This window comes from Streptomyces sp. NBC_00094, from assembly GCF_026343125.1.
Lineage (GTDB): Bacteria > Actinomycetota > Actinomycetes > Streptomycetales > Streptomycetaceae > Streptomyces.
In genome coordinates this window covers 3,264,598-3,286,702 of sequence record NZ_JAPEMB010000001.1, presented here as the reverse complement: position 1 = coordinate 3,286,702, position 22,105 = coordinate 3,264,598, and the positions used below count along the sequence as shown (strand labels likewise).

Below are 22,105 nucleotides of genomic sequence, written 5' to 3'. Positions count from 1 at the left end.
GGGGTCCGGTCTCAGCCGCCCCACACCGTGGCGATCAGGGCCTCCGCCGCGGCGGGGTCGTTCGCGAGGCGGCCGGCCTCGCGGACCTGGTTCTCGTCGACGCCTCCGGACTTCGCCAGTTCGATCGCCTCGTGGACGCCGTCCCCGTCGCCGTACGCCGACATGACGAAGAACCAGCGCACCGCCTGCACCGGATCCGGATCGGTGCCGAAGCCGTCGCGGTACCAGCAGGCGGCGGCGTTCATCGCGCCCGTGTGGCCGCGCTCGGCCGCCCAGAGGTACCAGGTCAGCGCCTCCTCGTCCCGGTCGAGCGAGGAGAGCTCGTCGGCGAGCAGGACGCCGGCCACGTCGACGCCCGCGCGCGCGGCCTCCTCGAGGAGGCGGCGGGACTCGTCGGGGTCGTCGACCAGCTGGGCGAGGTTGAGGCAGGCGTAGGCGTCCCCGGCCTCGGCGGCCGTCCTGAACAGTTCGGCGGCGCGGGCGTGGTCCTCCTCGACGCCGATCCCTTCGAGCAGCATGTAGCCGTAGGTGCGCTCTCCGGCCGGGAGCCCGGCCCCGGCCGCCGCGCGGGCGTACCGCACGGCGTCGGGCAGGGCCGACTCGTCGAAGTACTCCAGGTAGATCCCGGCGAGCAGCGCGGCCGCCTCCGCCGACCCGGCGTCCGCCAGCGGTACGAGTCCCACGGTCACCTGGGTAGCCAGTTCGGCGCCCTCCGCGCTGCCCTCCATGGCGGCCCGCACGAACGCGTGCCCCGCCGCCACCCAGTCCCCGGCCTCGGCGGCCCTTCGTCCCTCGTCCAGATGCATGCGACGACCTTAGACCGACCGGCAAATGGGGGGCGGCGCCGCGGCGGGGCGGGAACGCCTGCGGGCGGCCGCGCGCCACAGGAGCAGTATCGCCAGTGAGCCCACCCCCGCCGCCAGGCCCGCCCGCAGGCCGGGCGGGCGGAAGACGCAGTCGACCGTCCCGGTGCCGGTCGACGCCGTCGGGAGGGCGAGGAGGCCGCCGTACGAGGCCGTGGGGGTGTTCGCGCACCGCCAGCCCGCGATGTGGGGGGCCGCGACGACCACCGTGCCCGGGCCCCGGGGGACCGTCGCGCTGATGCCGTCCGCCGTGGGGCGGACCGACGTGGCGGCCTTGGCGCGGAGGGCCGTCACCGCCTCCCGCAGCCGGGCGTGGTCCAGGCAGCCGACCTCGCTCCTGCCGCCGCCCGGCACCTCCACCCTCGTGCCCGCCGTCCGCTGGACGCCCAGCGAGGTCATCGCCGCGCTGCGCTTCGGCCGGCCGCCCAGGAGGTCGGCCGTGCGGGTGCCCAGTCGGGCCCGGCCGCTCGCGTCGGGGGCCCAGAGGAAGACCTCGGTGCCGACCGGGCACGCGCCCGCGCGCGGAGCCTCGTACACCCGCGCGCCGAGGAGGAGTTCCTGGTTGCGGAAGGGGGACGGGCCGTAGACCGGGGGCGGGCCCGGCGGCCGTACCGTCACCAGGGGGAGGTACGTCTCCGTACGGTGGACGGCACCGTCCCGCCACCGCGCCCCCACCCCGAACACCGCGTCCGTCACCGGGTTGTCCGGGCTCAGCAGGTTCCGGCCCCGCGAGGTCCAGCCGCCGCCGAGCGCGGTCAGCGTCTTCGTGAGGACCGCCGGGGTGTGGCTGCTGTAGTACGCGGCGCCCTGGCCGCCCAGGAGGAGGGGATCGTTCCCGGCGAACCGGGGGAGGCCCGTGTCCACGCGGTACGCGGGCCAGCCGTCGGCCGCCGCCAGGGCCGCCGCCCGCCGCTCCTGCTCCACGCCCAGCGGCGGGTAGTCGTCGAGCCGGGCGATCCGCTCCCGGTCCGCGTACGCCGTCGTCGCCGCGGCCTGCCCGAGCAGCGTGCCCGTCACGAGGAGCGCGGCGACGGCCCCGTACCGGCCCCGGCGGGGCAGGAGGAGCGCGCCCGCCACCGCCGCGAGGCCCGCGCCCGCGAGCAGCAGCGCCCCGCGGGTGACGAGCGGGCTGGGCAGCGCGCCCGCCGCGAGGGCCAGGACGACGCCCGCCCCGCCGAGCAGCGCCCGGCGGTCCGGGAGGCCGTGCGAGACGGCCGTCCAGGCGGCGAGGACGAGGACGCCGGAGAGGACGAAGGTCTGGCGGTACGGGCTGCCGTTCGGGGTGGCGAAGACATGCCAGACGAGGTGCGTGGGGCCCCACTGCAGCGACATCGCGACGGCCGCGCACAGGCCCGCCCACAGCCACCGCTCACGGCCCGGGACGTCCCGGCGGAAGAGCAGCGTCCCCGCGAGCAGCGGCACCGCCGTGCAGACGAAGGCCGCCGGGGTGGCGAAGCTGTACGTCGCCGGGAGCAGCCGGGCCAGCACGTCGGTACCGGCCGCCGGGTCGAACGCGCGGACCAGGCCCGGGTGGGCGTGGCGGGAGCCGAGGAAGACGGGGACGAGGACGGGGGCCGTGAGGCCGATGCCGATGGTCGTGGTCACCGCCGCCCGGGCCAGTGTCCGCGCCCGGAGGGAGTCGGTCGTCGCCAGCCGTACCAGGAGCACGAGGGCCGCGCCGAGGGTCGCCATGTAGGCCGTGTAGAAGTTCGCGAGCCAGCAGACCGCGACCACCAGCGGTCCAAGGAGCGGCCGCCGGCCCTCCCGTACCCACTCGCCGACCAGGCAGAGCAGCGGGAAGGCGATCAGGCCGTCCAGCCACATGGGGTTGTACGTGCCCTCCGCGAGCGACCAGCCGCACAGCGCGTACGAGGCGCCCAGGACCGCCGCCCACCACCACGCGCCCGGTCCGAGGCGCCGCAGCAGGAACGTCATCGCGGCCGCCGAGACCGCCGTCTTCAGGACGGTGATCCCGTACACCGCGTACTCGATGTCCCCGCGCGGGAAGAGGGCGACGAGCGGGGCGAAGGGGCTCGACAGGTAGGTGCCGTAGTCGGGGAGGAAGCTCGTGCCCCAGCCCGCCTGCCAGTCGAGCAGCGGCCCGCCGTCCGCGCGGCCGTGCAGCAGGTCCCAGAGGTGCGCGTGGAACGGCACGAACTGGTTCGCGAGGTCGTTGACGGCCCGGTGGCGCGGCCCGAAGGGGAAGACGCGGGCGGCGGCGTCCCCAGCGCAGACGGCGGCCACGGAGAGGAGGGCGGCCGCCAGGCACGAGCGCGTGGTGTTCGGCATGACGGGTCGAATATGCCAGTGCCCCGACGGGAAGAGGCAGATACAGCAGGACAGTTCACCGCGTATTAGCCGGGGCGTTCCGGATTCAGGCCCGGGAGCAATCGCCTGCTGGCGTGAAGGTGTGGAGCGGTGGAGCTCCCTTCGGCGCACCCGGGGGCGAGTTGCTCTCCTATGACCGATCGTACTAGCGTGGTTTGCGTGAAAATTGTCGCGCAGGTGAAGTTGTTGCCTGCGTCCGCGTATGACGCGGATGCGCTGGCGGCGACCCTGCGTGCCTGCAACCGGGCCGCGAACCATGCTTCGGACGTGGCTTTCGCCAAGAACCTCAAGCGGCGGAACGTGTTGCAGCAGGAGGTGTACTTCACCCTCAAGGCGGATTACGACCTTGGGGCCCAGCCCGCTGTGCGGGTCGTGAAGAAGGTCTGCGACGCCTACGCCACCCTGAAAGGCAACATCAAGGCCGGGAACATCGGCCGGGAGGGCTCGAAGCGGCGCGTGCGGGCGGAGGCGAAGCCGATCCGGTTCCGTGAGGACGCGGCTCAGCCGTTCGACGACCGCATCCTGACGTGGAACCTCGACGCCCGTACGGTGTCGATCTGGACCGTGGCCGGGCGGATCAAGCACGTTCCGTTCGTCTGCTCTGATCAGGCATTCGAGCTCCTGGCCTCCCGCGAGGGAGAGTCGGATCTGGTGATGCGGGACGGCAGGTTCTTCCTGGTCGCCACCATCGACATCCCCGAGCCCGAGGTGTTCGAGCCGGACGGCTTCCTCGGCGTGGACCTCGGCATCGTCAACATCGCCACCACCTCGGACGGCGAGATCATGGCCGGCCGCAGGCTCAACCGCTACCGGCAGCGACACCGTGACCTGCGGCAGAAGTTGCAGAAGAAGCGCACCAAGTCCGCGAAGCGGGTCTTGAAGCGTGTCCGTCGCCGGGAGGCCCGGCACGCCGTCAACACCAACCACATCATCGCCAAACAGCTCGTCGCCACCGCTGAACGCACCTCGCGCGGGATCGCCCTGGAAGACCTCTCGGGCATTCGGCAGAGGGTTACGGCCAAGAAGGACCAGCGGGCACGACTGCACTCCTGGGCGTTCGCCCAGCTCGGCGGTTTCGTCGAGTACAAGGCGCGACGGGCGGGGGTGCCCGTGGTCTTCGTGGACCCGCGCAACACCTCCCGCCAGTGCTCCGAGTGCTGGCACACCCACCGGACCAACCGTGTGGATCAAGCACGGTTCGTCTGCCGGTCCTGCGGGACCGTCATGCACGCGGACCACAACGGCTCCCGCAACATCGCCCACCGAGGCGAAGCCGCGTGGAAGCGGGGCGCGGTCAACCGCCCCAGAATCAGCACACGCTGATTCCGGACGCAGGGGAACCACGCGGCAGCCAGCCGCGCTCCACTTGCAATCAACGCCCTCTGGGCAGAGAAGTTGACGCAATGGTCGTCTGTCCGCCATCCACGCGGACCGGCTGGGACACCGGGCTCCGTTGTCGTGGTCCGCGTGCTGCTCTCGATCGTGGTCCCGTGCTTCAACGAGGACGACGTCCTCACCCGCTTCCATGCCCGCGTGACCGACGAATTCTCCCGTCTCGAGGGGGACTTCGAGCTGGTCTACGTGGACGACGGCAGCCGGGACCGGACCCTCCCGCTCCTCCAGGAGCTCGCCGCCGCCGACCCCGGCCGCGTCCGCTACGTCTCCTTCAGCCGCAACTTCGGCAAGGAGGCCGCGATGCTCGCCGGCCTCCGCCACGCCGCCGGCGACGCCGTGGTGATCATGGACGCCGACCTCCAGCACCCGCCCGAGCTCGTGCACCGCATGGTCGCCCTGCACGCCGAGGGGTACGACCAGGTCGTCGCCCGCCGCACCCGCGAGGGAGACCGCGTCACCCGCACCCTGACCGCCCGGCTGTACTACCGGGCCATCAACCGGCTCGTGGACGTCGAGCTCGTCGACGGCGTCGGCGACTTCCGGCTGCTCTCCCGCCGTACCGTCGACGCCCTCCTCGGCCTCGGCGAGTACAACCGCTTCTCCAAGGGCCTCTTCGCCTGGGTCGGTTTCCGGACGACGACGTTCTCCTACGAGAACGCCGTCCGCGAACAGGGCCGCTCCAAGTGGACCTTCGGCAAGCTCCTCAACTACGGGCTCGACGGACTCCTCTCCTTCAACAACAAGCCCCTGCGGGCCGCCGTCTACCTCGGCCTGCTCCTCGTCTCCCTCGCCTTCCTCTACTCCGCCTGGATCGTCGGAGACGCCCTGGTCAACGGCGTCGACACACCCGGCTACGTCACCCTCCTCGTCGCCGTCACCGCACTCGCCGGCGTCCAGATGGTGATGGTCGGACTCATCGGCGAGTACGTCGGCCGCATCTACTACGAGGTGAAACGGCGCCCCCACTACCTGGTGCAGGAGACGGAGACGGGGCCCAAGGAGAGCGAGATGCGGGCCGACACCAGGCGGACCGGTGACTCGTTGTGGGAAACAGTCGCTCCGAAGTAGTGGCTACGGCCCCGGCGACTCCCTACCATCGATCACCGCAAGGTCGTTCAACTGACGCACGACCCGCCCGGGAGGCTCCTGTGCACCGCCGCGATCGCCGCATTGCTCTCTCCGTCTCCGCCGCGCTCCTCGCGGCGCCGTTGCTCACCGCCTGCGGGAGTGACGCCCATCCAGGAGCGGCGGCCGTCGTCGGCGGCGAGCGGATCGAGGTCTCCACCCTCCAGGCGCAGGTCAAGGACGCGCGGGCCGCGCAGGCCGCCTCCCCGCAGGCCGCCCAGCTGCTCGGCACCAGCGGTGACCTCAGCCGCCGCAAGCTCAACGGCCTGATCTTCGACCGGGTCGTGGCCGCCGTCGCGAAGGAGAACGGCGTCACCGCCACCCGCGCCGAGCTCCAGCAGACCCGCACCGCCTTCGTCCAGCAGAGCGGCGGCGAGGACCGGCTGGCCGCCGTCCTGCTCCAGGAGCAGGGCGTGGCACCCGACCAGATCGACGACGTCGTCCGCCGCAACGTCCTCATGAACAAGATCGCCGAGAAGCTGGGGATCACCGAGACCCCCGACGGCCAGAAGAAGCTCACGGACGTCTTCACCGCCGCCTCGAAGTCCCTCGACATCGACGTGAACCCGCGCTTCGGCGCCTGGGACGACTCCCAGGTCCAGCTCGCCGCCGCGACCAGCCCGTGGCTGCGGCAGATCAGCAGGGACCCCGGCGCGGCTCAGGCCGGTGCCTGAGTCCGGACCGGTGTCCGGCTCCCGGTAGGTTCGAGGGGTGACATCTGAGAGCCCCGGCCGCATCGTTCTGCTCACCGCCAGCCACCGCGTGGCGCCCGGACTGCTGTCCTGGCCCGCGTGGCAGGCGCTGCACGGCGCGGACCGGGTGCTCTGTTCCGACGAGCACCACCCCCAGCTGCCGTACCTGAAGGAGGCCGGGGTCGCCGTCGAGCACGTCCGGCCCACCGCGCAGGAGCTCGTCGAGGAGTGCGCCGGCGGCCGGACCGTCGTGCTGCTCCCCTCCGGCGAGGGCGACCGCGCGCTGACCGACGGGCTCGCCCGGCTCGCCGGCTCCGGCCGGGTCTCCATGCCCGACCTGGAGCTGCTCCCCGGCTCGTACGACCTGCCCGGCTCCCGCCTCCTGGACCTGGTGCAGGTCATGGACCGCATCCGGCGCGAGTGCCCGTGGTCCTCCCGGCAGACGCACGACGGCCTCGCCAAGTACGGCATCGAGGAGGCGTACGAACTCGTCGAGGCGATCGAGGTCGGCGACCGCGAGGAGCTGCGCGAGGAGCTCGGGGACGTCCTGCTCCAGGTGATCTTCCACGCCCGCGTCGCCGAGGACGACCCGGAGGAGCCGTTCTCCGTGGACGACGTCGCCGCGACGATCGTGGAGAAGCTGATCCACCGGCACCCGCACGTCTTCGGGGACGCGACCGCCGAGACGCCCGAGGAGGTCAAGGCCCTCTGGCTGCGGACCAAGGCCGTCGAGAAGCAGCGGGAGTCCGTGACCGACGGGGTGCCGCTCGGCCAGCCGGGACTCGCGCTCGCCGCGAAGCTCGCGGGCCGGGTGCGGACGGCGGGGCTCGACGTGCCCCTGCCGGAGGGCGAGGGCATCGGGTACGAGCTGCTCGGCCTCGCCGCACGGGCGGAGGCGGCGGGCGTGGACCCGGAGGCGGCCCTGCGCGCGGCGGCCCGTACGTACCGCGACGCGATCCGCGCGGTGGAAGGGCTGTGACGGAGCGGAAGGAGCTCCGACGGCCGGTTGCCGTCGGCGATCTGGGCGGGACGGTCATGCTTGCCCTGTTCGCCCTGTGGGAGGCGGCGGGCGACGACTCGGCCTGGTGGTGGCGGACCATGTTCGGGCTGCTCGCACTGTGGGCCGTGACAAGGCTGGTGCGGGTCGTCGTGTGGCGCCTGCGCACGCGCGCCCACGCCCGCGCCTGAGGCCCCGGCTCAGTCCTCGCGCGGTGCGCGGGCGTCCGGGTCGTGCCAGTGGAGCTGGGGCGGGCCGAGGAGGCGTTCGGCCGCGGAGCTCGGGCGGGCCGTGAAGCGGCCGACGGACGGCAGGGTGTCGTGGTGGATCCGGTCCGGGTCGGTGCCCAGGTCCTCCAGGGCCTCGACGACCTCCGTCAGGAAGCCGGGCGGCCCCGCGAGGTAGACGTCGTGCGCCGGCCACTGCTCGCAGGCCCGGAGTGCCTGGAGCAGCCGCTCGGTCGCCTGGTCGCGGCGGCGTCCGGGGGCCGCGGTGATGTAGGTGACGTTCAGTCCGGGGAGACGTTCCTTCAGGGCCTCGGCGTCCGGGCGTCCGTACAGGTGGTCCTTGGCGCGGGCCACGACGAACAGCCGGCCCTCCAGCTCCGGCTCGGACTCGGCGGCCGCCTCCAGGAGGGCCTTCACCGGGGCCCAGCCCGTACCCCCGCATATATACGTGCGGGGTCCGCCCGAGGGCGGACGCGCGGCGAGGCCGCCGCCCGGGGCGCTGAGCCGCAGGACCTCGCCGGGCCCCGTCTCGCCGACGAGCGCCGTGCTCATCGCGCCGCCGGGGATCCGGCTCACGTGGAGGTCGAGCGTGCCGTCCGGGCGGGGCGCGTTCGCGAGGGAGTAGGTGCGCCAGACGCGCGGGACCCGGAGCGAGCTGACGCTGACGTACTGGCCGGCGGCGTACGGGAAGGGCTGCCGGGGCCGCAGGGTCAGGACGGCCAGGCTGTCGCCGTACCGCTCGTGGCGGACGACGTCCGCGTCCCACCAGGCGGGCTCCCCGGTCCCGGAGGCCTCGTCGGCGCCCGCGAGCATCAGGTCGGCCACGAGCCCGTACGCCTCGGTCCAGGCCTTCTCCGCCTCGATCGTCCAGGCGGAGCCGGCCGCGTGCGCGAACGCGGCGATCAGGCTCTCCCCGACGGCGGCGTACAGCGCGGGTGAGGCCAGGAACTTGCGGTGGTCGCGGCCCAGGTGCCCCAGGTAGCCGGCGAGCGCGGGATCCTCCAGATGCGTCACCACATGGGTGAGCGCGGCGAAGAGCCGGTCCCGCTGCGGGACCATGTCCGGGGGGAAGAGCTCGCGTACGGCCGGGTTGTGCCAGAAGAGGTGCGAGTAGAAGAAGGTGACGGCATGCTCGGCCCGTCTCTCGACGATCGCGAACGTGCTTCTGATCAGCTGGGGATCCACTGGCAAGAATCTAAGGCACGGCGCACACCTCTTGATCACGGGTTCTCCATGATTGTTCCCCCGAGGCCGCCCTGTACCGTCGGAGGGTGAGCACTACCCCCGTCCCCGAGCTCTTCACCTGGGAGTTCGCCAGCGATCCGTACCCCTCCTACGCCTGGCTCCGGGAGCACGCGCCCGTGCACCGGACGAAGCTGCCCAGCGGGGTCGAGGCCTGGCTCGTGACCCGGTACGGGGACGCCCGGCAGGCCCTCGCGGACCAGCGGCTGTCCAAGAACCCCGCGCACCACGACGAGTCCCCGCACGCGAAGGGGAAGACGGGCATCCCGGGGGAGCGCAAGGCCGAGCTGATGACGCATCTGCTCAACATCGACCCGCCCGACCACACCCGGCTGCGGCGGCTCGTCTCGAAGGCCTTCACCCCGCGCCGGGTCGCGGAGTTCGCACCGCGCGTGCAGGAGCTGACCGACCGGCTCATCGACGGCTTCGTGGAGAAGGGGAGCGCGGACCTCATCCACGGCTTCGCCTTCCCGCTCCCCATCTACGCGATCTGTGACCTGCTCGGTGTCCCGCCGGAGGACCAGGACGACTTCCGGGACTGGGCCGGGATGATGATCCGGCACGGCGGCGGGCCGCGCGGCGGGGTCGCCCGGTCGGTGAAGAAGATGCGCGGCTATCTCGCGGAGCTCATCCACCGCAAGCGCGAGGAGCCCGGCGAGGACCTCATCTCGGGGCTCATCCGGGCCTCGGACCACGGCGAGCACCTCACGGAGAACGAGGCCGCCGCGATGGCCTTCATCATCCTCTTCGCCGGTTTCGAGACGACCGTGAACCTCATCGGGAACGGCGTCTACCAGCTGCTGGGCCACCCCGGGCAGCGGGAGCGGCTCCAGGCCTCGATCGCCGCCGGGGAGACGGGACTCCTGGAGACCGGGGTCGAGGAGCTGCTGCGGTACGACGGGCCGGTGGAGATGGCCACCTGGCGGTACGCGACGGAGCCGCTGACCATCGGCGGGCAGGAGATCCCGGCGGGCGACCCGGTGCTCGTGGTGCTCGCCGCCGCGAACCGGGACCCGGAGCGGTTCGCGGACGCGGACACGCTGGACCTGTCCCGGCGCGACAACCAGCACCTCGGGTACGGGCACGGCATCCACTACTGCCTGGGGGCGCCGCTCGCCCGGCTGGAGGGACAGGCCGCGCTCGCGACGCTGCTGACTCGGCTGCCGGACCTGCGACTTGCGGCCGATCCGGCCGAACTGCGGTGGCGCGGGGGGCTCATCATGCGGGGATTGCGAACGCTTCCGGTGGAATTCTCCCCTTCCGTACGACTGCAGTGAACTGACGGAGCGTCAGAACTGTGATCTTCGCGTGATCGGGGGTCCATCGACTTGTGATGAGCGTTCGAATGCCGCTACGTTTCCCGGCAGTCTCAGCCGCCACGCGAAAGGCGTTCCTATGCGCTCCGGGAACGGAAGACACCGTCGCCCCCGTCAGGCCCCCGCCATCGTCGTCGCCGCGGGCGTGACCGGTTCGGCGATGGCGCTGCCGCTGCTCGCCACCGGCTCCGCCTCCGCCGCCGACTCCGCCACCTGGGACCGGGTCGCCGAGTGCGAGTCCGGTGGCCAGTGGAGTGCGAACTTCGGCAACGGGATGTACGGCGGCCTGCAGTTCACGCAGGACAGCTGGGAGCGGAACGGCGGCCTCGCCTACGCGCCCAGCCCCGACCTCGCCAGCCGCGCCCAGCAGATCGCGGTCGCCGACAGGGCGCTCGCCGCCGGCAGCACCGACTGGGCCACCTGCGCGCCGATCGCCGGCCTGAGGAACGACGGCAAGGCCACGGGCGTGGACCCCGGCCCGGCCACCGCGACGAAGGCGCCCACCGGGCCCGTCGCGGAGTCGAACCGGACCGCGGGCGTCCCGGTCACCCCCGAGGAGGTCTCCGCCGCGGCCAGGGCCGCCGAGTCGGCCGTGACCACCGCGCCGACCGGATCCGCCGCGTCCCCCGGGACCGTCGGCTCCGTCGGGTCCGGCCAGGCGTCGAAGGACCCCGCCGCGACCGTCGTGCCCGTCACCCCCGCGACGCCGGTCAGCCCGACCGCTCCCGTGGTGCCGGTCACTCCCGGTACGCCGTCGGACCCGGGCTCGACGACGTCGCCGACCACCCCGGCGACGCCCGATGCGTCCCTTACGCCCGGAACGCCCGGAACGTCGACGGGTGACACCTCGTCGGCCACGCCCGGAACCGGCAAGCACCGGGGCGAGGCGGCTCCGGATGAAACCGGCGCAACGGGCGCAACGGGCACATCGCCCGAATCCGGACGACACGCTTCGGAGGCGGACAAGTCGGCGGAAAGCTCCGCCACGGCGTCCACGCCTGACGGGGTGACGAATGCGGGCGCAACGGACAGTCAGGACGCTTCGGGCGCTTACACGGTGCGGCCCGGTGACAACCTGTCCGAGATTGCACAGGAAAACGAACTCCCCGGGGGCTGGAACGCCCTCTATGACGCCAACCGCGGGACCGTGGGCGCCGATCCGAACCTCATCGTCCCTGGTCAGAGCCTTGACCTGACGAACGGTTCGGCCGAGCAGGCGGGGTAGTTCAGGGGCTTATGTCCAGTTCTGGGCAAGTGAGACATGGGTCTCTTCGCCCCAACTGGCGTGTCACGTCCGCGAACTTTGCTCCCGTCACCTCCCACCTGCGCAAACAGCCCCCACCGGAGGGCAAGTAGGGGCGATATTTCCGCAATACGCCTCTTTGAACTTCCGGTGGGTCTGTGTCTACGGTCGTAACCGCTCGCCACCGCGGGCCCCGTCGACCGAAACGCCGAATCCTGCCGTCGGTTGATGGGAACAGTCGTCGCGTAAGCGCCGAAGGCAGGAGCGGGGGACCCAAGGTAAGTGCCGACCCCGGCCGTTGAGACAGACGGCCGACGATCGGCTTGGGGTGAAGCCACGTGCAAGGACACGTGGCCGGGCAACTCATTGGCCCGAACCCGACAGCTCACCTCGTAGGCGTCGGTGAGGAGAATTCCATGCTGTTTTCCGCCAAGGGCAAACACCGTCGTCCCTCCAAGGCCACCCAGGTCGTCACGCTCGTCGGCGTCACCGGTGTCGCCGTCGCCGCCCCGCTGATGACCGCGGGCACCGCCTCGGCCGCGACGTCCTCCGAGTGGGACCGCGTCGCCCAGTGCGAGTCCGGTGGCAACTGGTCCATCAACACCGGCAACGGCTACTACGGCGGCCTGCAGTTCTCGAGCTCCACCTGGGCCGCGTACGGCGGTACCGCCTACGCCCCGAACGCCAACCAGGCGTCGAAGTCCCAGCAGATCACCATCGCCGAGAAGGTCCTCGCGGGCCAGGGCAAGGGTGCCTGGCCGAGCTGTGGCGTGGGCCTCTCCGGCACCTCGTACAGCGGCGAAGCCACCGAGAGCGCGCCGCAGCGGACCGTCAAGCAGCCGCGGCAGGAGCGCACGGCCGAGCAGCCGACCACCCGCAGCGAGCAGCGCCAGGCCCCGAAGAAGACCACGCAGCAGCACGCCGCGCCGAAGGCCGCCACCAAGAAGACCCTCACCACCCCGACCGGCAAGACGGTCAAGAAGGGTGACGGCGAGTACCGGGTCAAGGCCGGCGACACCCTCGGCAAGATCGCTCAGGCGCAGGGCGTCACGGGCGGCTGGGTCAAGCTCTTCGACCTGAACGAGGACGTCGTGGACAACGCCGACCTCATCTACGTGGGTCAGCAGCTCCACCTCAAGTGAGGCCGGCGGCCCGTGTGAGTCCGGCGGCTCACCCGGCCCCGACGACCCTCCCGCGGTGACCACCCCGGTCCGGCGCACTCTCCCCCGTGCGCGCCGGACCGGGGTTTCCGCGTTTCACGGGGAATTGACGGTTACTGTCCAGTAGATCCGGGGTCGTTCGTCCCGGGATGCATGCCCTTGGGTCCTTTTTCGTCCCAGGGGGCGGGCGCACGGCCGGCCGGACCCCCGGAGCCGGTTAGGCTCTTGTCGCAAGGCCAAGCGACCCTGCACCGACCTTGCGTCACATCCAGCGTCACATCCCAGAAGGAGATGCTCGTGCCGTCCATCGACGTCGTCGTAGCCCGGGAAATCCTGGACTCCCGAGGCAACCCCACGGTCGAGGTCGAGGTCGGCCTCGACGACGGCAGCACCGGCCGTGCTGCTGTTCCGTCCGGTGCCTCCACCGGTGCGTTCGAGGCCATCGAGCTTCGCGACGGTGACCCCAACCGCTACCTCGGCAAGGGTGTCGAGAAGGCCGTCCTCGCCGTCATCGAGCAGATCGGCCCGGAGCTCGTCGGCTACGACGCCACCGAGCAGCGCCTGATCGACCAGGCCATGTTCGACCTGGACGCCACCGAGAACAAGGGCTCCCTCGGCGCCAACGCCATCCTCGGCGTCTCCCTCGCCGTCGCGCACGCCGCGGCCGAGGCCTCGGACCTCCCGCTCTTCCGCTACCTCGGCGGCCCGAACGCGCACCTGCTGCCCGTTCCGATGATGAACATCCTCAACGGTGGGTCGCACGCCGACTCCAACGTGGACATCCAGGAGTTCATGATCGCCCCGATCGGCGCGGAGTCCTTCTCCGAGGCCCTTCGCTGGGGTGCGGAGATCTACCACACCCTCAAGGCCGTGCTGAAGCGCAAGGGCCTCTCCACCGGCCTCGGCGACGAGGGCGGCTTCGCGCCGAACCTCGAGTCGAACCGCGCCGCCCTGGACCTCATCGTCGAGGCCATCAAGGAGGCCGGCTACACCCCGGGCTCCGACGTCGCGCTCGCGCTCGACGTGGCCGCGTCCGAGTTCTACAAGGACGGCACGTACGAGTTCGAGGGCAAGTCCCGCTCGGCCGCCGAGATGACCGAGTACTACGAGGAGCTCGTCTCCGCGTACCCGATGGTCTCCATCGAGGACCCGCTGTACGAGGACGACTGGGCGGGCTGGAAGGTCCTCACCGACAAGCTGGGCTCCAAGGTCCAGATCGTCGGCGACGACCTCTTCGTCACCAACCCGGAGCGCCTCGCCCGCGGCATCGAGGAGGGCACCGCGAACGCCCTCCTGGTCAAGGTGAACCAGATCGGCTCGCTCACCGAGACCCTGGACGCCGTCGAGCTGGCCCAGCGCAACGGCTTCAAGTGCATGATGTCCCACCGCTCCGGCGAGACCGAGGACGTCACCATCGCCGACCTCGCGGTCGCCGTGAACTGCGGTCAGATCAAGACCGGCGCCCCGGCCCGCTCGGACCGCGTCGCCAAGTACAACCAGCTGCTGCGCATCGAGGAGATCCTCGACGACGCCGCGGTCTACGCCGGCCGCAGCGCCTTCCCGCGCTTCAAGGGCTGATCAGCTGATCAAAGGCCCTTCTCTCTGAAGCCGCCTCCGGACGTCCCCGCACTCGGTCCCGTACCGTGTGCGGGGACGTACGTATGAACAGGGGAGGCGACACGACATGGCCGCGAAGGACCGGGACCGGTTCTCGACCGCGACCCGGATCAGGCTGCTCGGCGAGCAGACCGCCGCCCGTGTCTACCGCTCCCAGACCCGCCGCCAGGCCCGCCGCTCCCGGCTCACCGGCCGTGCGGCCTTCCTCGCCCTCGTGGTCTGCTCCCTCGTCGTGGCGCTCGCCTACCCGATACGGAGCTACGTCTCCCAGCAGGGCGAGATCGCCGACCAGGAGCGCCGGGCCGCCGAGGCCGCCGAGCGGGTCGAGGGGCTGCGGGACGAGAAGGCCCGCCTCCAGGACCCGGCCTACGTCCGCCGCCTCGCCCGCGAGCACCTGCACTACGTGCTGCCCGGCGAGACCGGCTTCACCGTGAACGACCCCGACGCGGAGCAGCGGCCCCGCGCCGACCAGGGGACGGCGGAACGCCCCTGGTACGACAACCTCTGGGACGGCGTCGACCACGCCGACCGCCCCTGACCAGGCCCTCTTGGTGGCCCCGACACACGATCAAGGCAGACATGGAAACGCCCCCTCCGCAGACCGAACGCACCGAGCCCACCGAGGCGGACATCGCCGCCTTCGAGCAGCAGCTCGGCCGGCCGCCCCGCGGCCTGCGCGCCATCGCGCACCGCTGCCCGTGCGGGAACCCGGACGTCGTCGAGACCGCGCCCCGGCTCCCCGACGGCACGCCGTTCCCGACGACGTACTACCTGACCTGTCCCCGGGCGGCCTCGGCCATCGGCACCCTGGAGGCCAACGGGGTCATGAAGGAGATGCAGGCCCGGCTCGCCACCGACCCGGAGCTCGCCGCCGCCTACCGCGCCGCGCACGAGGACTACATCGCGCGCCGTGACGCGATCGAGGTCCTGGAGGGCTTCCCGAGCGCCGGCGGCATGCCGGACCGGGTCAAGTGCCTGCACGTCCTCGTCGGCCACTCGCTGGCCGCCGGCCCCGGGGTCAACCCGTTCGGTGACGAGGCGCTCGCGATGCTGCCGGAGTGGTGGGCGAAGGGCCCCTGCGTCTCCCCGTGCGCGGACAAGGAGAAGGACGGGGAGGAGAAGTGACCCGGGTCGCCGGAATCGACTGCGGTACGAACTCCATCCGCCTCCTCGTCGCCGACGTCACGGTGTCCGACAGCGCCTCCGGCGCGGGCTCGACGGGTGACCTCGTCGAGCTGGACCGGCGGATGACGATCGTCCGGCTCGGGCAGGGCGTCGACAGGACGGGCCGGCTCGCCCCCGAGGCGCTGGAGCGGACCTTCGCCGCCTGCCGCGAGTACGCGGAGGTCATCAAGGAGCTGGGCGCCGAGAGGCTCCGCTTCGTCGCCACCTCCGCCTCGCGCGACGCCGAGAACCGCGACGAGTTCGTGAACGGGGTCATGGAGATCCTGGGCGTCGAGCCCGAGGTGATCACCGGCGACCAGGAGGCCGCGTTCTCCTTCACCGGTGCCACCGGTGAGCTGCACGGCTCGGAGACGTACCTCGTCGTGGACATCGGCGGCGGCTCGACCGAGTTCGTCACCGGAAACAAGCACGTCGAGGCCGCCCGCTCCGTCGACATCGGCTGTGTCCGGCTGACCGAGCGGCACGTCCGGCACGACCCGCCGACCGCCGAGGAGGTCGCCGCGATCCGCGCCGACGTCCGGGCCGCGCTCGACCTGGCCGCCGAGACCGTGCCGATCGGCACGGCGGAGACCCTCGTCGGGCTCGCCGGCTCGGTCACCACGGTCGCCGCGATCGCGCTGGGGCTCCCGGAGTACGACTCCGAGAAGATCCACCACGCCCGGATCTCCGCCGCCCAGGTCGCCGAGGTCACCGACCGGCTCCTCGCCTCCACCCACGACGAGCGGGCCGCGATCCCCGTCATCCACCCGGGCCGGGTCGACGTGATCATCGCCGGGGCGCTCGTCCTGAGGGAGATCGTGGAGCGCGTCGGAGCGAGCGAGGTGGTCGTCAGCGAGCACGACATCCTCGATGGGATCGCCCTATCCGTGGCATAGCGGGCAGCTATCGAGCCATCCGGCGACATACCGTCGGGAAAGTTCGTGAAGTTCTTCACAAGGAAAAGGGCCCTGATGGCGTCCGAGAGAGGTTCGAGGAGGGTCTTTGGGCCCTCCGGGGGGCGTCTCAGGGCCCTTTCGCAGGCGCGGAGGCCTCTTCGCTCGTTGTTTCCATCGTGTGAACGCACCCGGTGGTTCAGCGTTAACGAGGCCTCTCCAGGCCAGTTCACAAGGGGTGAACAACGTTCGCCGTTGCACCCCGGTTCCTTTGCAGTGCCATGACATGGATCACGTGGGCGGCGGAGTGTAGCAGAGGTGCGCCAGGACCTTGTGAAGGGGCGCACGAGCAACCCCCCCGGACGGGGTGGATACTCGATCTCATGAGCACCACGGAGCGTCCCAGGATCCTCGTAGTAGGCGGCGGGTACGTAGGCCTGTACGCAGCTCGGCGCATCCTCAAGAAGATGCGCTACGCGGAGGCGACCGTCACGGTCGTCGACCCGCGGTCGTACATGACCTACCAGCCCTTCCTGCCCGAAGCCGCCGCCGGCAGCATCTCGCCGAGGCACGTCGTCGTCCCGCTGCGACGCGTCCTCCCCAAGGCCGAGGTGCTCACCGGTCGGGTCACCACCATCGACCAGGACCGCAAGGTCGCCACCGTCGCGCCGCTCGTCGGCGAGGCGTACGAGCTGCCCTTCGACTACCTGGTCATCGCGATGGGCGCGGTCTCCCGCACCTTCCCGATCCCCGGCCTCGCCGAGCAGGGCATCGGCATGAAGGGCATCGAGGAGGCCATCGGCCTGCGCAACCACGTCCTCGAGCAGCTGGACAAGGCCGACTCGACCACCGACGAGGAGGTCCGCCGCAAGGCGCTGACCTTCGTCTTCGTGGGCGGCGGCTTCGCCGGCGCGGAGACCATCGGTGAGGTCGAGGACCTGGCCCGTGACGCGTCGAAGTACTACCAGAACGTCAAGCGCGAGGACATGCGCTTCGTCCTGGTCGACGCGGCCGACAAGATCCTCCCCGAGGTGGGCCCGAAGCTCGGCCAGTACGGCAAGGAGCACCTCGAGGGCCGCGGTATCGAGATCTACCTCGAGACCTCGATGGACTCCTGCGTCGACGGCCACGTCGTGCTGAAGAACGGCCTCGAGGTCGACTCCAACACGATCGTGTGGACCGCCGGTGTGAAGCCGAACCCGGCGCTCTCCCGCTTCGGTCTGCCGCTCGGCCCCCGCGGCCACGTGGACTGCAACGAGAAGCTCCAGATCAACGGCCTCGACTACGCGTGGGCCGCGGGCGACAACGCCCAGGTGCCGGACATGGTCGGCCGCAAGGCCGGCAACCCGAACGCCTGGTGCCCGCCGAACGCCCAGCACGCGCTGCGTCAGGCGAAGATCCTCGGTGACAACGTGGTGGCCGGCATGCGCGGCTTCCCGCAGGCCGAGTACAGCCACGCCAACAAGGGCGCCGTGGCCGGCCTCGGCCTCCACAAGGGCGTCGCGATGATCGTCATGGGCAAGGTGAAGATCAAGCTCAAGGGCCGTCTCGCCTGGTACATGCACCGTGGCTACCACGGCATGGCGATGCCGACCTGGAACCGCAAGATCCGCGTCTTCGCCGACTGGACCCTCGCGATGTTCCTCAAGCGTGAGGTCGTCTCCCTCGGCGCCATCGAGACGCCGCGCGAGGAGTTCTACGAGGCCGCCAAGCCCGCCCCCGCCCCGGCCGCGCCGGCTCAGGAGAAGGCCAAGGCCTCCTAAGGCACCGCAGTACCCGCAGTACCCCGCAAGGGCCGTCCGCCATCCGTGGTGCGGACGGCCCTTCGCGTGTTTTGCCGACTCGTTGCGCTGCGCCGGGATGGGAAAAGCCTACGGAGGGTGTTCCCTTGGTGACGAGCATTTCTGGGGCACGAGATCACGGAGGTGTGCACCATGGCCGACGCCGCGTCGCGGCTGACGACTCTCGCAGAGGAACTCCTCGGCGGACCGCTCCCGGTCCGTCTGCGAGCCTGGGACGGCAGCGAGGCCGGCCCCGCAGGCGCCCCCGTCCTGATCGTCCGCGACCGCCGGGCCCTGCGGAGGATGATCTGGAAGCCCGGCGAACTGGGCCTGGCCCGTGCCTGGGTGGCCGGGGAGCTCGACGTCGAAGGGGACCTGTACGACGTCCTGGACCGGATCTCGGGTCTCCTCTGGGAGCGCCCCGAGGACACCAGGAGCCGCCTCGCCGCCGTACGCGACTCGGTGAAGGACCCCCGGCTCCGCTCCGCCGCCCGCGCCCTGATGCGGCTCGCCGGCCCCCTGCCGCCCCCGCCCCCGCCCGTCGAGGAGATGCGCGGCCGCAGCGGCAGCCGGCACACCAGGCGCCGCGACAAACAGGCGATCAGTCACCACTACGACGTGGGCAACGACTTCTACACGATCGTCCTCGGCCCCTCCATGGTCTACTCCTGCGCGTACTGGACCGAGGGCGGCACCCTGGAGGACGCCCAGCGCGACAAGCTGGACCTCGTCGCCCGCAAGCTGAACCTCAAGGAGGGCGACCGGCTCCTCGACGTGGGCTGCGGCTGGGGCTCCATGGCCCTGCACGCCGCCCGCGAGTACGGCGCCCGGGTCGTCGGCATCACCCTCTCCCGCGAGCAGGCCGCCTACGCCCGCAAGCGCGTCGCCGACGAGGGCCTCACCGACCTCGTCGAGATCCGCGTCCAGGACTACCGGGACGTCCCGGACGGCCCGTACGACGCGATCTCCTCGATCGGCATGGCCGAGCACGTCGGGGCCGTGAAGTACCGGGAGTACGCCGACACCCTGTACGGGCTCCTCAAGCCGGGCGGACGGCTCCTGAACCACCAGATCTCCCGCCGCCCCGAGCCCGACGAGCAGGCCTACGAGGTCGACCCCTTCATCGACGCGTACGTCTTCCCCGACGGCGAACTCGCCCCCATGGGACGGACGCTGTCCACCCTGGAGGACGCCGGCTTCGAGGTCCGCGACGTCGAGGCGCTCCGCGAGCACTACGCGCTGACGCTCCGCCGGTGGGTGGCCAACCTGGAGCGGGAGTGGGGCCGCGCGGTCCGGCTCACCTCACCCGGCCGGGCCCGGATCTGGCGGCTCTACATGGCGGCGTCCGCCGTCTCCTTCGAGCGCAACCGGATCGGCGTGAACCAGTTCCTCGCCGTGAAGACCCCGGTCGCGGGGACCGGCGGGACGGCGCTGCGGCCGCGGGTCTGGAACGAGAAGACGGACTGACGCGCGTACGGCGAAGGGCCGGCCTCCCGGGTGGGAGGCCGGCCCTTCAGTCGTATCCGTGCCTACTCGGCCTTGATGGCGGAGAGCATGTTCAGCTTCGCCGCGCTCCGGGCCGGCCACAGGGAGGCGAGGACGCCGACCAGGGCGGCCAGGACCAGGAAGACACCGATCCGGTCCCAGGGCAGGACCAGGGTGTAGCCCGGCAGGCTGTTCTTGAACGTCTGGCCGATCGCCCAGCCGAGGAACGAGCCGAGACCGATGCCGACGACCGCTCCGAACACCGAGATGACCACGGCCTCCAGACGGACCATCCGCTTCACACGGCGCCGGTCGAGACCGATCGCCCGCAGCATCCCGATCTCCTGCTGGCGCTCGAAGACGGACATCGCGAGGGTGTTGACGACGCCCAGGACCGCGATGATCAGGGCCATGCCGAGCAGGCCGTACATGATGTTGAGCATCAGGTTGATCTGGCCGCCGAACTCGTCGCGGATGTCCTTCTTGTCCAGGACGGTGATCGCCGGGTTGTCGCCCATCGCCTTGGCCAGGGCCTGCTCGTTGGCGTCGGTGGGTCCGCCGTCCGTCGAGACGAAGATCTGGCCGATGTACGCCTGCTGCTCGTGCGCGTCGAGGAGCTTCTTGTCGATGAGCACCGGCGAGACGAACTCGCTCTGCTCGTAGATCGCGCCGACGGTCAGGGTGCTCTTCTGCTTGTCCATGTAGGCGACGGGGACCGCGGTGCCGACCTTCAGACCGCGCTTCGCGGCGGTCTTGTCGTCGACGGCGATCATGCCCTCGCCGAGGGAGGCCAGGGAGCCGTTCACGACGTTCAGGTTGAGGACCTTCTCGACGTCGCCGGGGGTGACGCCGGAGGCCGAGGCGTAGTCGCCCTTGATCTCCAGGGCACCGGCCTGCTGCGGGGAGACCGCGGTGACGCCCGGGGCCTTCTCCAGGGCGGCGAGCGCCTCGTTGCTGAGGCCCTGGCCGCCGCCGGCCATGGTGACCATGTAGTCGGCCTTGATCTGGTCGACCGTCATCTTGTCGAGGGCCGTGCCCGCGCTCACACCGAGCACCGAGAGGCCGGTGACCAGGGTGAGGCCGATGGCGAGTGCGGAGGCGGTGGCGCCGGTGCGGCGCGGGTTGCGGACCGCGTTCAGGCCGGCGAGCCTGCCGGAGACGCCGAAGGCCGTCACGAAGAACGGGCGGATCACGGCGATCACGGGCCGGGACAGGAACGGGATCAGGACGATCACGCCGATGAGGGTGACGAAGGCTCCGCCCGCGATGAGCATCCGGCCGTCGTCGCCGCCCTGCCCCGCGCCGAGCACGATGAGCACGGCGCCGAGCGCGGTGAGGGCCGCGCCGATCGCGTTCCGTACGACGAGGGACTTGGTGTTGGGGGTCGCGTGCACGCTGTTCATGGCGGCGACCGGCGGGATCTTCGCGGCGCGGCGGCCGGGCAGCCAGGCGGCGAGCATGGTGATCAGGATGCCGACGCCGAAGGCCGAGAGGACCGGGGTGGCTTCGAGGACCAGCGGGCCGTCCGGCACCTTCAGTTCGAAGGCGGCCATCGCGGAGCGGAGACCGACCGCGAGGCCGATGCCGAGGACGTAGCCGACGGCGGAGGCGACCAGGCCGACCAGACCCGCCTCGGCGAGGACGGACCGGGTGATCTGCTTGCGCGAGGCGCCGACGGCGCGCATCAGCGCGAGTTCCTTCGTGCGCTGGGCGACCAGCATCGTGAAGGTGTTGGAGATCAGGAAGACGCCGACGAAGAGCGCGATGCCGGCGAAGCCGAGCAGCATCTGGTTGAAGGCGCCGAGCCCGCTCTCGATGTCCTTGGCCTGCTGGTCGGCGAGGGCCTGGCCGGTCTGGGCGGTGGCCGCCTTCGGGACGACCTTCAGGACCTGGTCGAGGAGCTTGTCCGCGTCGGCGCCGGGGGCGGTGACGGTCAGGTTCTTGAAGTACCCGGGCTTCAGGTAGAGCTTCTGGGCGACGGGGGTGTCGAAGAGGACGAGGCTGCCGCCCGCGTTGACGGCGCCGTCGTCGGTCGTGAAGACACCGGAGAGGGTGTACTCCTGTACCGGGCCGTTGGTGGCCACGCGGACGGTGTCGCCGACCTTGTAGCCACCCTTGTCCGCGGTGTCCTTGTCCAGGGCGACCTGGCGGGCTTCGGCCGGTCCGGTGCCCGTGGTGAAGGCGTACGCGCCGTCCTTGCCGTCCTTGCCGGGGGCGAAGTTGGTGCCCTTGTTGGCCCAGCCGAGGCCGATCAGCTTGCCGTTCTCGTCGGGCACGCCGGCGAAGCCGTCGACGCGGGCGGAGACGGAGGTGACCCCGTCGAGCGCGGCGACCTTGTCGACGACGGCCTCGGAGAGACCGGGGGTCTTCCGGGCCTCCTCGGGGCTCGGGTACATCTCGACGGCGACGGCGACATCGTCGTAGCTCTTGGCCGACTGGCCGCGCAGGGCCTGGGAGAGGGTGTCGGTGAAGACGAGGGTGCCGGAGACGAAGGCCACGCCGAGCATCACGGCGAGGACGGTCATCAGCAGTCTCGCCTTGTGCGCGAGGACGTTGCGCAGGGCGGTACGGAACATG

The 22,105-nt window shown here is 71.4% G+C and carries 18 protein-coding genes and 1 riboswitch; of the genes, 14 read left to right on the top strand and 4 right to left on the bottom strand.

The genetic code is table 11. The features are described from left to right. Nucleotides 1-11: 11 nt before the first annotated feature. Together OG580_RS14125 and OG580_RS14120 are read right to left on the bottom strand one after the other, a co-directional pair. The gene (locus OG580_RS14125) at nt 12-806 is read right to left on the bottom strand and encodes a tetratricopeptide repeat protein (RefSeq protein ID WP_267044023.1); all 795 of its coding nucleotides are present in this window, start codon (nt 804-806) and stop codon (nt 12-14) included. 9 nt (nt 807-815) lie between these two features. Beyond that, nucleotides 816-3,152 (bottom strand): YfhO family protein, encoded by a 2,337-nt coding sequence (locus OG580_RS14120; protein WP_267044022.1) that lies wholly within the window; start codon nt 3,150-3,152, stop codon nt 816-818. 171 nt (nt 3,153-3,323) lie between these two features. On the opposite strand from OG580_RS14120, the gene OG580_RS14115 reads away from it, so the two are divergent. The 5 genes from OG580_RS14115 to OG580_RS14095 all read left to right on the top strand — a co-directional run bounded on the left by OG580_RS14115 (nt 3,324) and on the right by OG580_RS14095 (nt 7,591). Further along, complete coding sequence (locus OG580_RS14115; RefSeq protein WP_267044021.1) at nt 3,324-4,514, top strand: transposase; 1,191 nt, start codon at nt 3,324-3,326, stop codon at nt 4,512-4,514. A gap of 144 nt (nt 4,515-4,658) precedes the next feature. After that, nucleotides 4,659-5,654, top strand: a complete 996-nt coding sequence (locus OG580_RS14110; protein ID WP_267044020.1) for a glycosyltransferase family 2 protein — start codon at nt 4,659-4,661, stop codon at nt 5,652-5,654. A gap of 80 nt (nt 5,655-5,734) precedes the next feature. After that, on the top strand, nt 5,735-6,385 hold the full coding sequence (locus OG580_RS14105) for a SurA N-terminal domain-containing protein (RefSeq protein WP_267044019.1): 651 nt from the start codon (nt 5,735-5,737) through the stop codon (nt 6,383-6,385). Nucleotides 6,386-6,422: 37 nt separating this feature from the next. Continuing rightward, nucleotides 6,423-7,382 (top strand): nucleoside triphosphate pyrophosphohydrolase, encoded by a 960-nt coding sequence (locus OG580_RS14100; protein ID WP_267044018.1) that lies wholly within the window; start codon nt 6,423-6,425, stop codon nt 7,380-7,382. Next, complete coding sequence (locus OG580_RS14095; protein WP_267044017.1) at nt 7,379-7,591, top strand: hypothetical protein; 213 nt, start codon at nt 7,379-7,381, stop codon at nt 7,589-7,591. Before OG580_RS14100 ends, OG580_RS14095 begins: the two co-directional genes overlap by 4 nt. A gap of 9 nt (nt 7,592-7,600) precedes the next feature. Here OG580_RS14095 and OG580_RS14090 read toward each other — a convergent pair whose 3' ends face one another. Next, nucleotides 7,601-8,812 (bottom strand): globin domain-containing protein, encoded by a 1,212-nt coding sequence (locus OG580_RS14090; protein ID WP_267044016.1) that lies wholly within the window; start codon nt 8,810-8,812, stop codon nt 7,601-7,603. A gap of 86 nt (nt 8,813-8,898) precedes the next feature. Between OG580_RS14090 and OG580_RS14085 the strand changes: the two genes are divergently transcribed. The 9 genes from OG580_RS14085 to OG580_RS14045 all read left to right on the top strand — a co-directional run bounded on the left by OG580_RS14085 (nt 8,899) and on the right by OG580_RS14045 (nt 19,510). Continuing rightward, a complete protein-coding gene (locus tag OG580_RS14085) occupies nt 8,899-10,146 on the top strand; it encodes a cytochrome P450 (RefSeq protein ID WP_267044015.1) in 1,248 nt (415 codons plus the stop codon). 118 nt (nt 10,147-10,264) lie between these two features. Further along, a complete protein-coding gene (locus OG580_RS14080) occupies nt 10,265-11,410 on the top strand; it encodes a transglycosylase family protein (protein ID WP_267044014.1) in 1,146 nt (381 codons plus the stop codon). A gap of 258 nt (nt 11,411-11,668) precedes the next feature. Further along, nucleotides 11,669-11,842, top strand: a riboswitch (cyclic di-AMP (ydaO/yuaA leader). Nucleotides 11,843-11,844: 2 nt separating this feature from the next. After that, entirely contained in the window at nt 11,845-12,570 is a 726-nt protein-coding gene (locus OG580_RS14075; protein WP_267044013.1) for a transglycosylase family protein, read from the top strand. Between the two features lie 309 nt (nt 12,571-12,879). Beyond that, nucleotides 12,880-14,166, top strand: coding sequence for a phosphopyruvate hydratase (gene eno / locus OG580_RS14070; RefSeq protein ID WP_267044012.1), 1,287 nt, complete (start codon nt 12,880-12,882; stop codon nt 14,164-14,166). A gap of 106 nt (nt 14,167-14,272) precedes the next feature. Continuing rightward, a complete protein-coding gene (locus OG580_RS14065) occupies nt 14,273-14,743 on the top strand; it encodes a septum formation initiator family protein (protein ID WP_267044011.1) in 471 nt (156 codons plus the stop codon). Nucleotides 14,744-14,784: 41 nt separating this feature from the next. Then, the gene (locus OG580_RS14060) at nt 14,785-15,330 is read left to right on the top strand and encodes a DUF501 domain-containing protein (protein WP_267044010.1); all 546 of its coding nucleotides are present in this window, start codon (nt 14,785-14,787) and stop codon (nt 15,328-15,330) included. After that, the gene (locus OG580_RS14055) at nt 15,327-16,265 is read left to right on the top strand and encodes a Ppx/GppA phosphatase family protein (protein ID WP_267044009.1); all 939 of its coding nucleotides are present in this window, start codon (nt 15,327-15,329) and stop codon (nt 16,263-16,265) included. The genes OG580_RS14060 and OG580_RS14055 overlap by 4 nt, the downstream gene beginning before the upstream one ends. 380 nt (nt 16,266-16,645) lie before the next feature. Continuing rightward, nucleotides 16,646-18,025, top strand: coding sequence for an NAD(P)/FAD-dependent oxidoreductase (locus tag OG580_RS14050; protein WP_267044008.1), 1,380 nt, complete (start codon nt 16,646-16,648; stop codon nt 18,023-18,025). Nucleotides 18,026-18,196: 171 nt separating this feature from the next. Then, nucleotides 18,197-19,510 (top strand): cyclopropane-fatty-acyl-phospholipid synthase family protein, encoded by a 1,314-nt coding sequence (locus OG580_RS14045; RefSeq protein WP_267044007.1) that lies wholly within the window; start codon nt 18,197-18,199, stop codon nt 19,508-19,510. 62 nt (nt 19,511-19,572) lie between these two features. Here the strand turns inward: OG580_RS14045 and OG580_RS14040 are convergent, their stop codons facing one another. Further along, entirely contained in the window at nt 19,573-22,104 is a 2,532-nt protein-coding gene (locus OG580_RS14040) for an ABC transporter permease (protein ID WP_267044006.1), read from the bottom strand. Between the last annotated feature and the right edge of the window lies 1 nt (nt 22,105).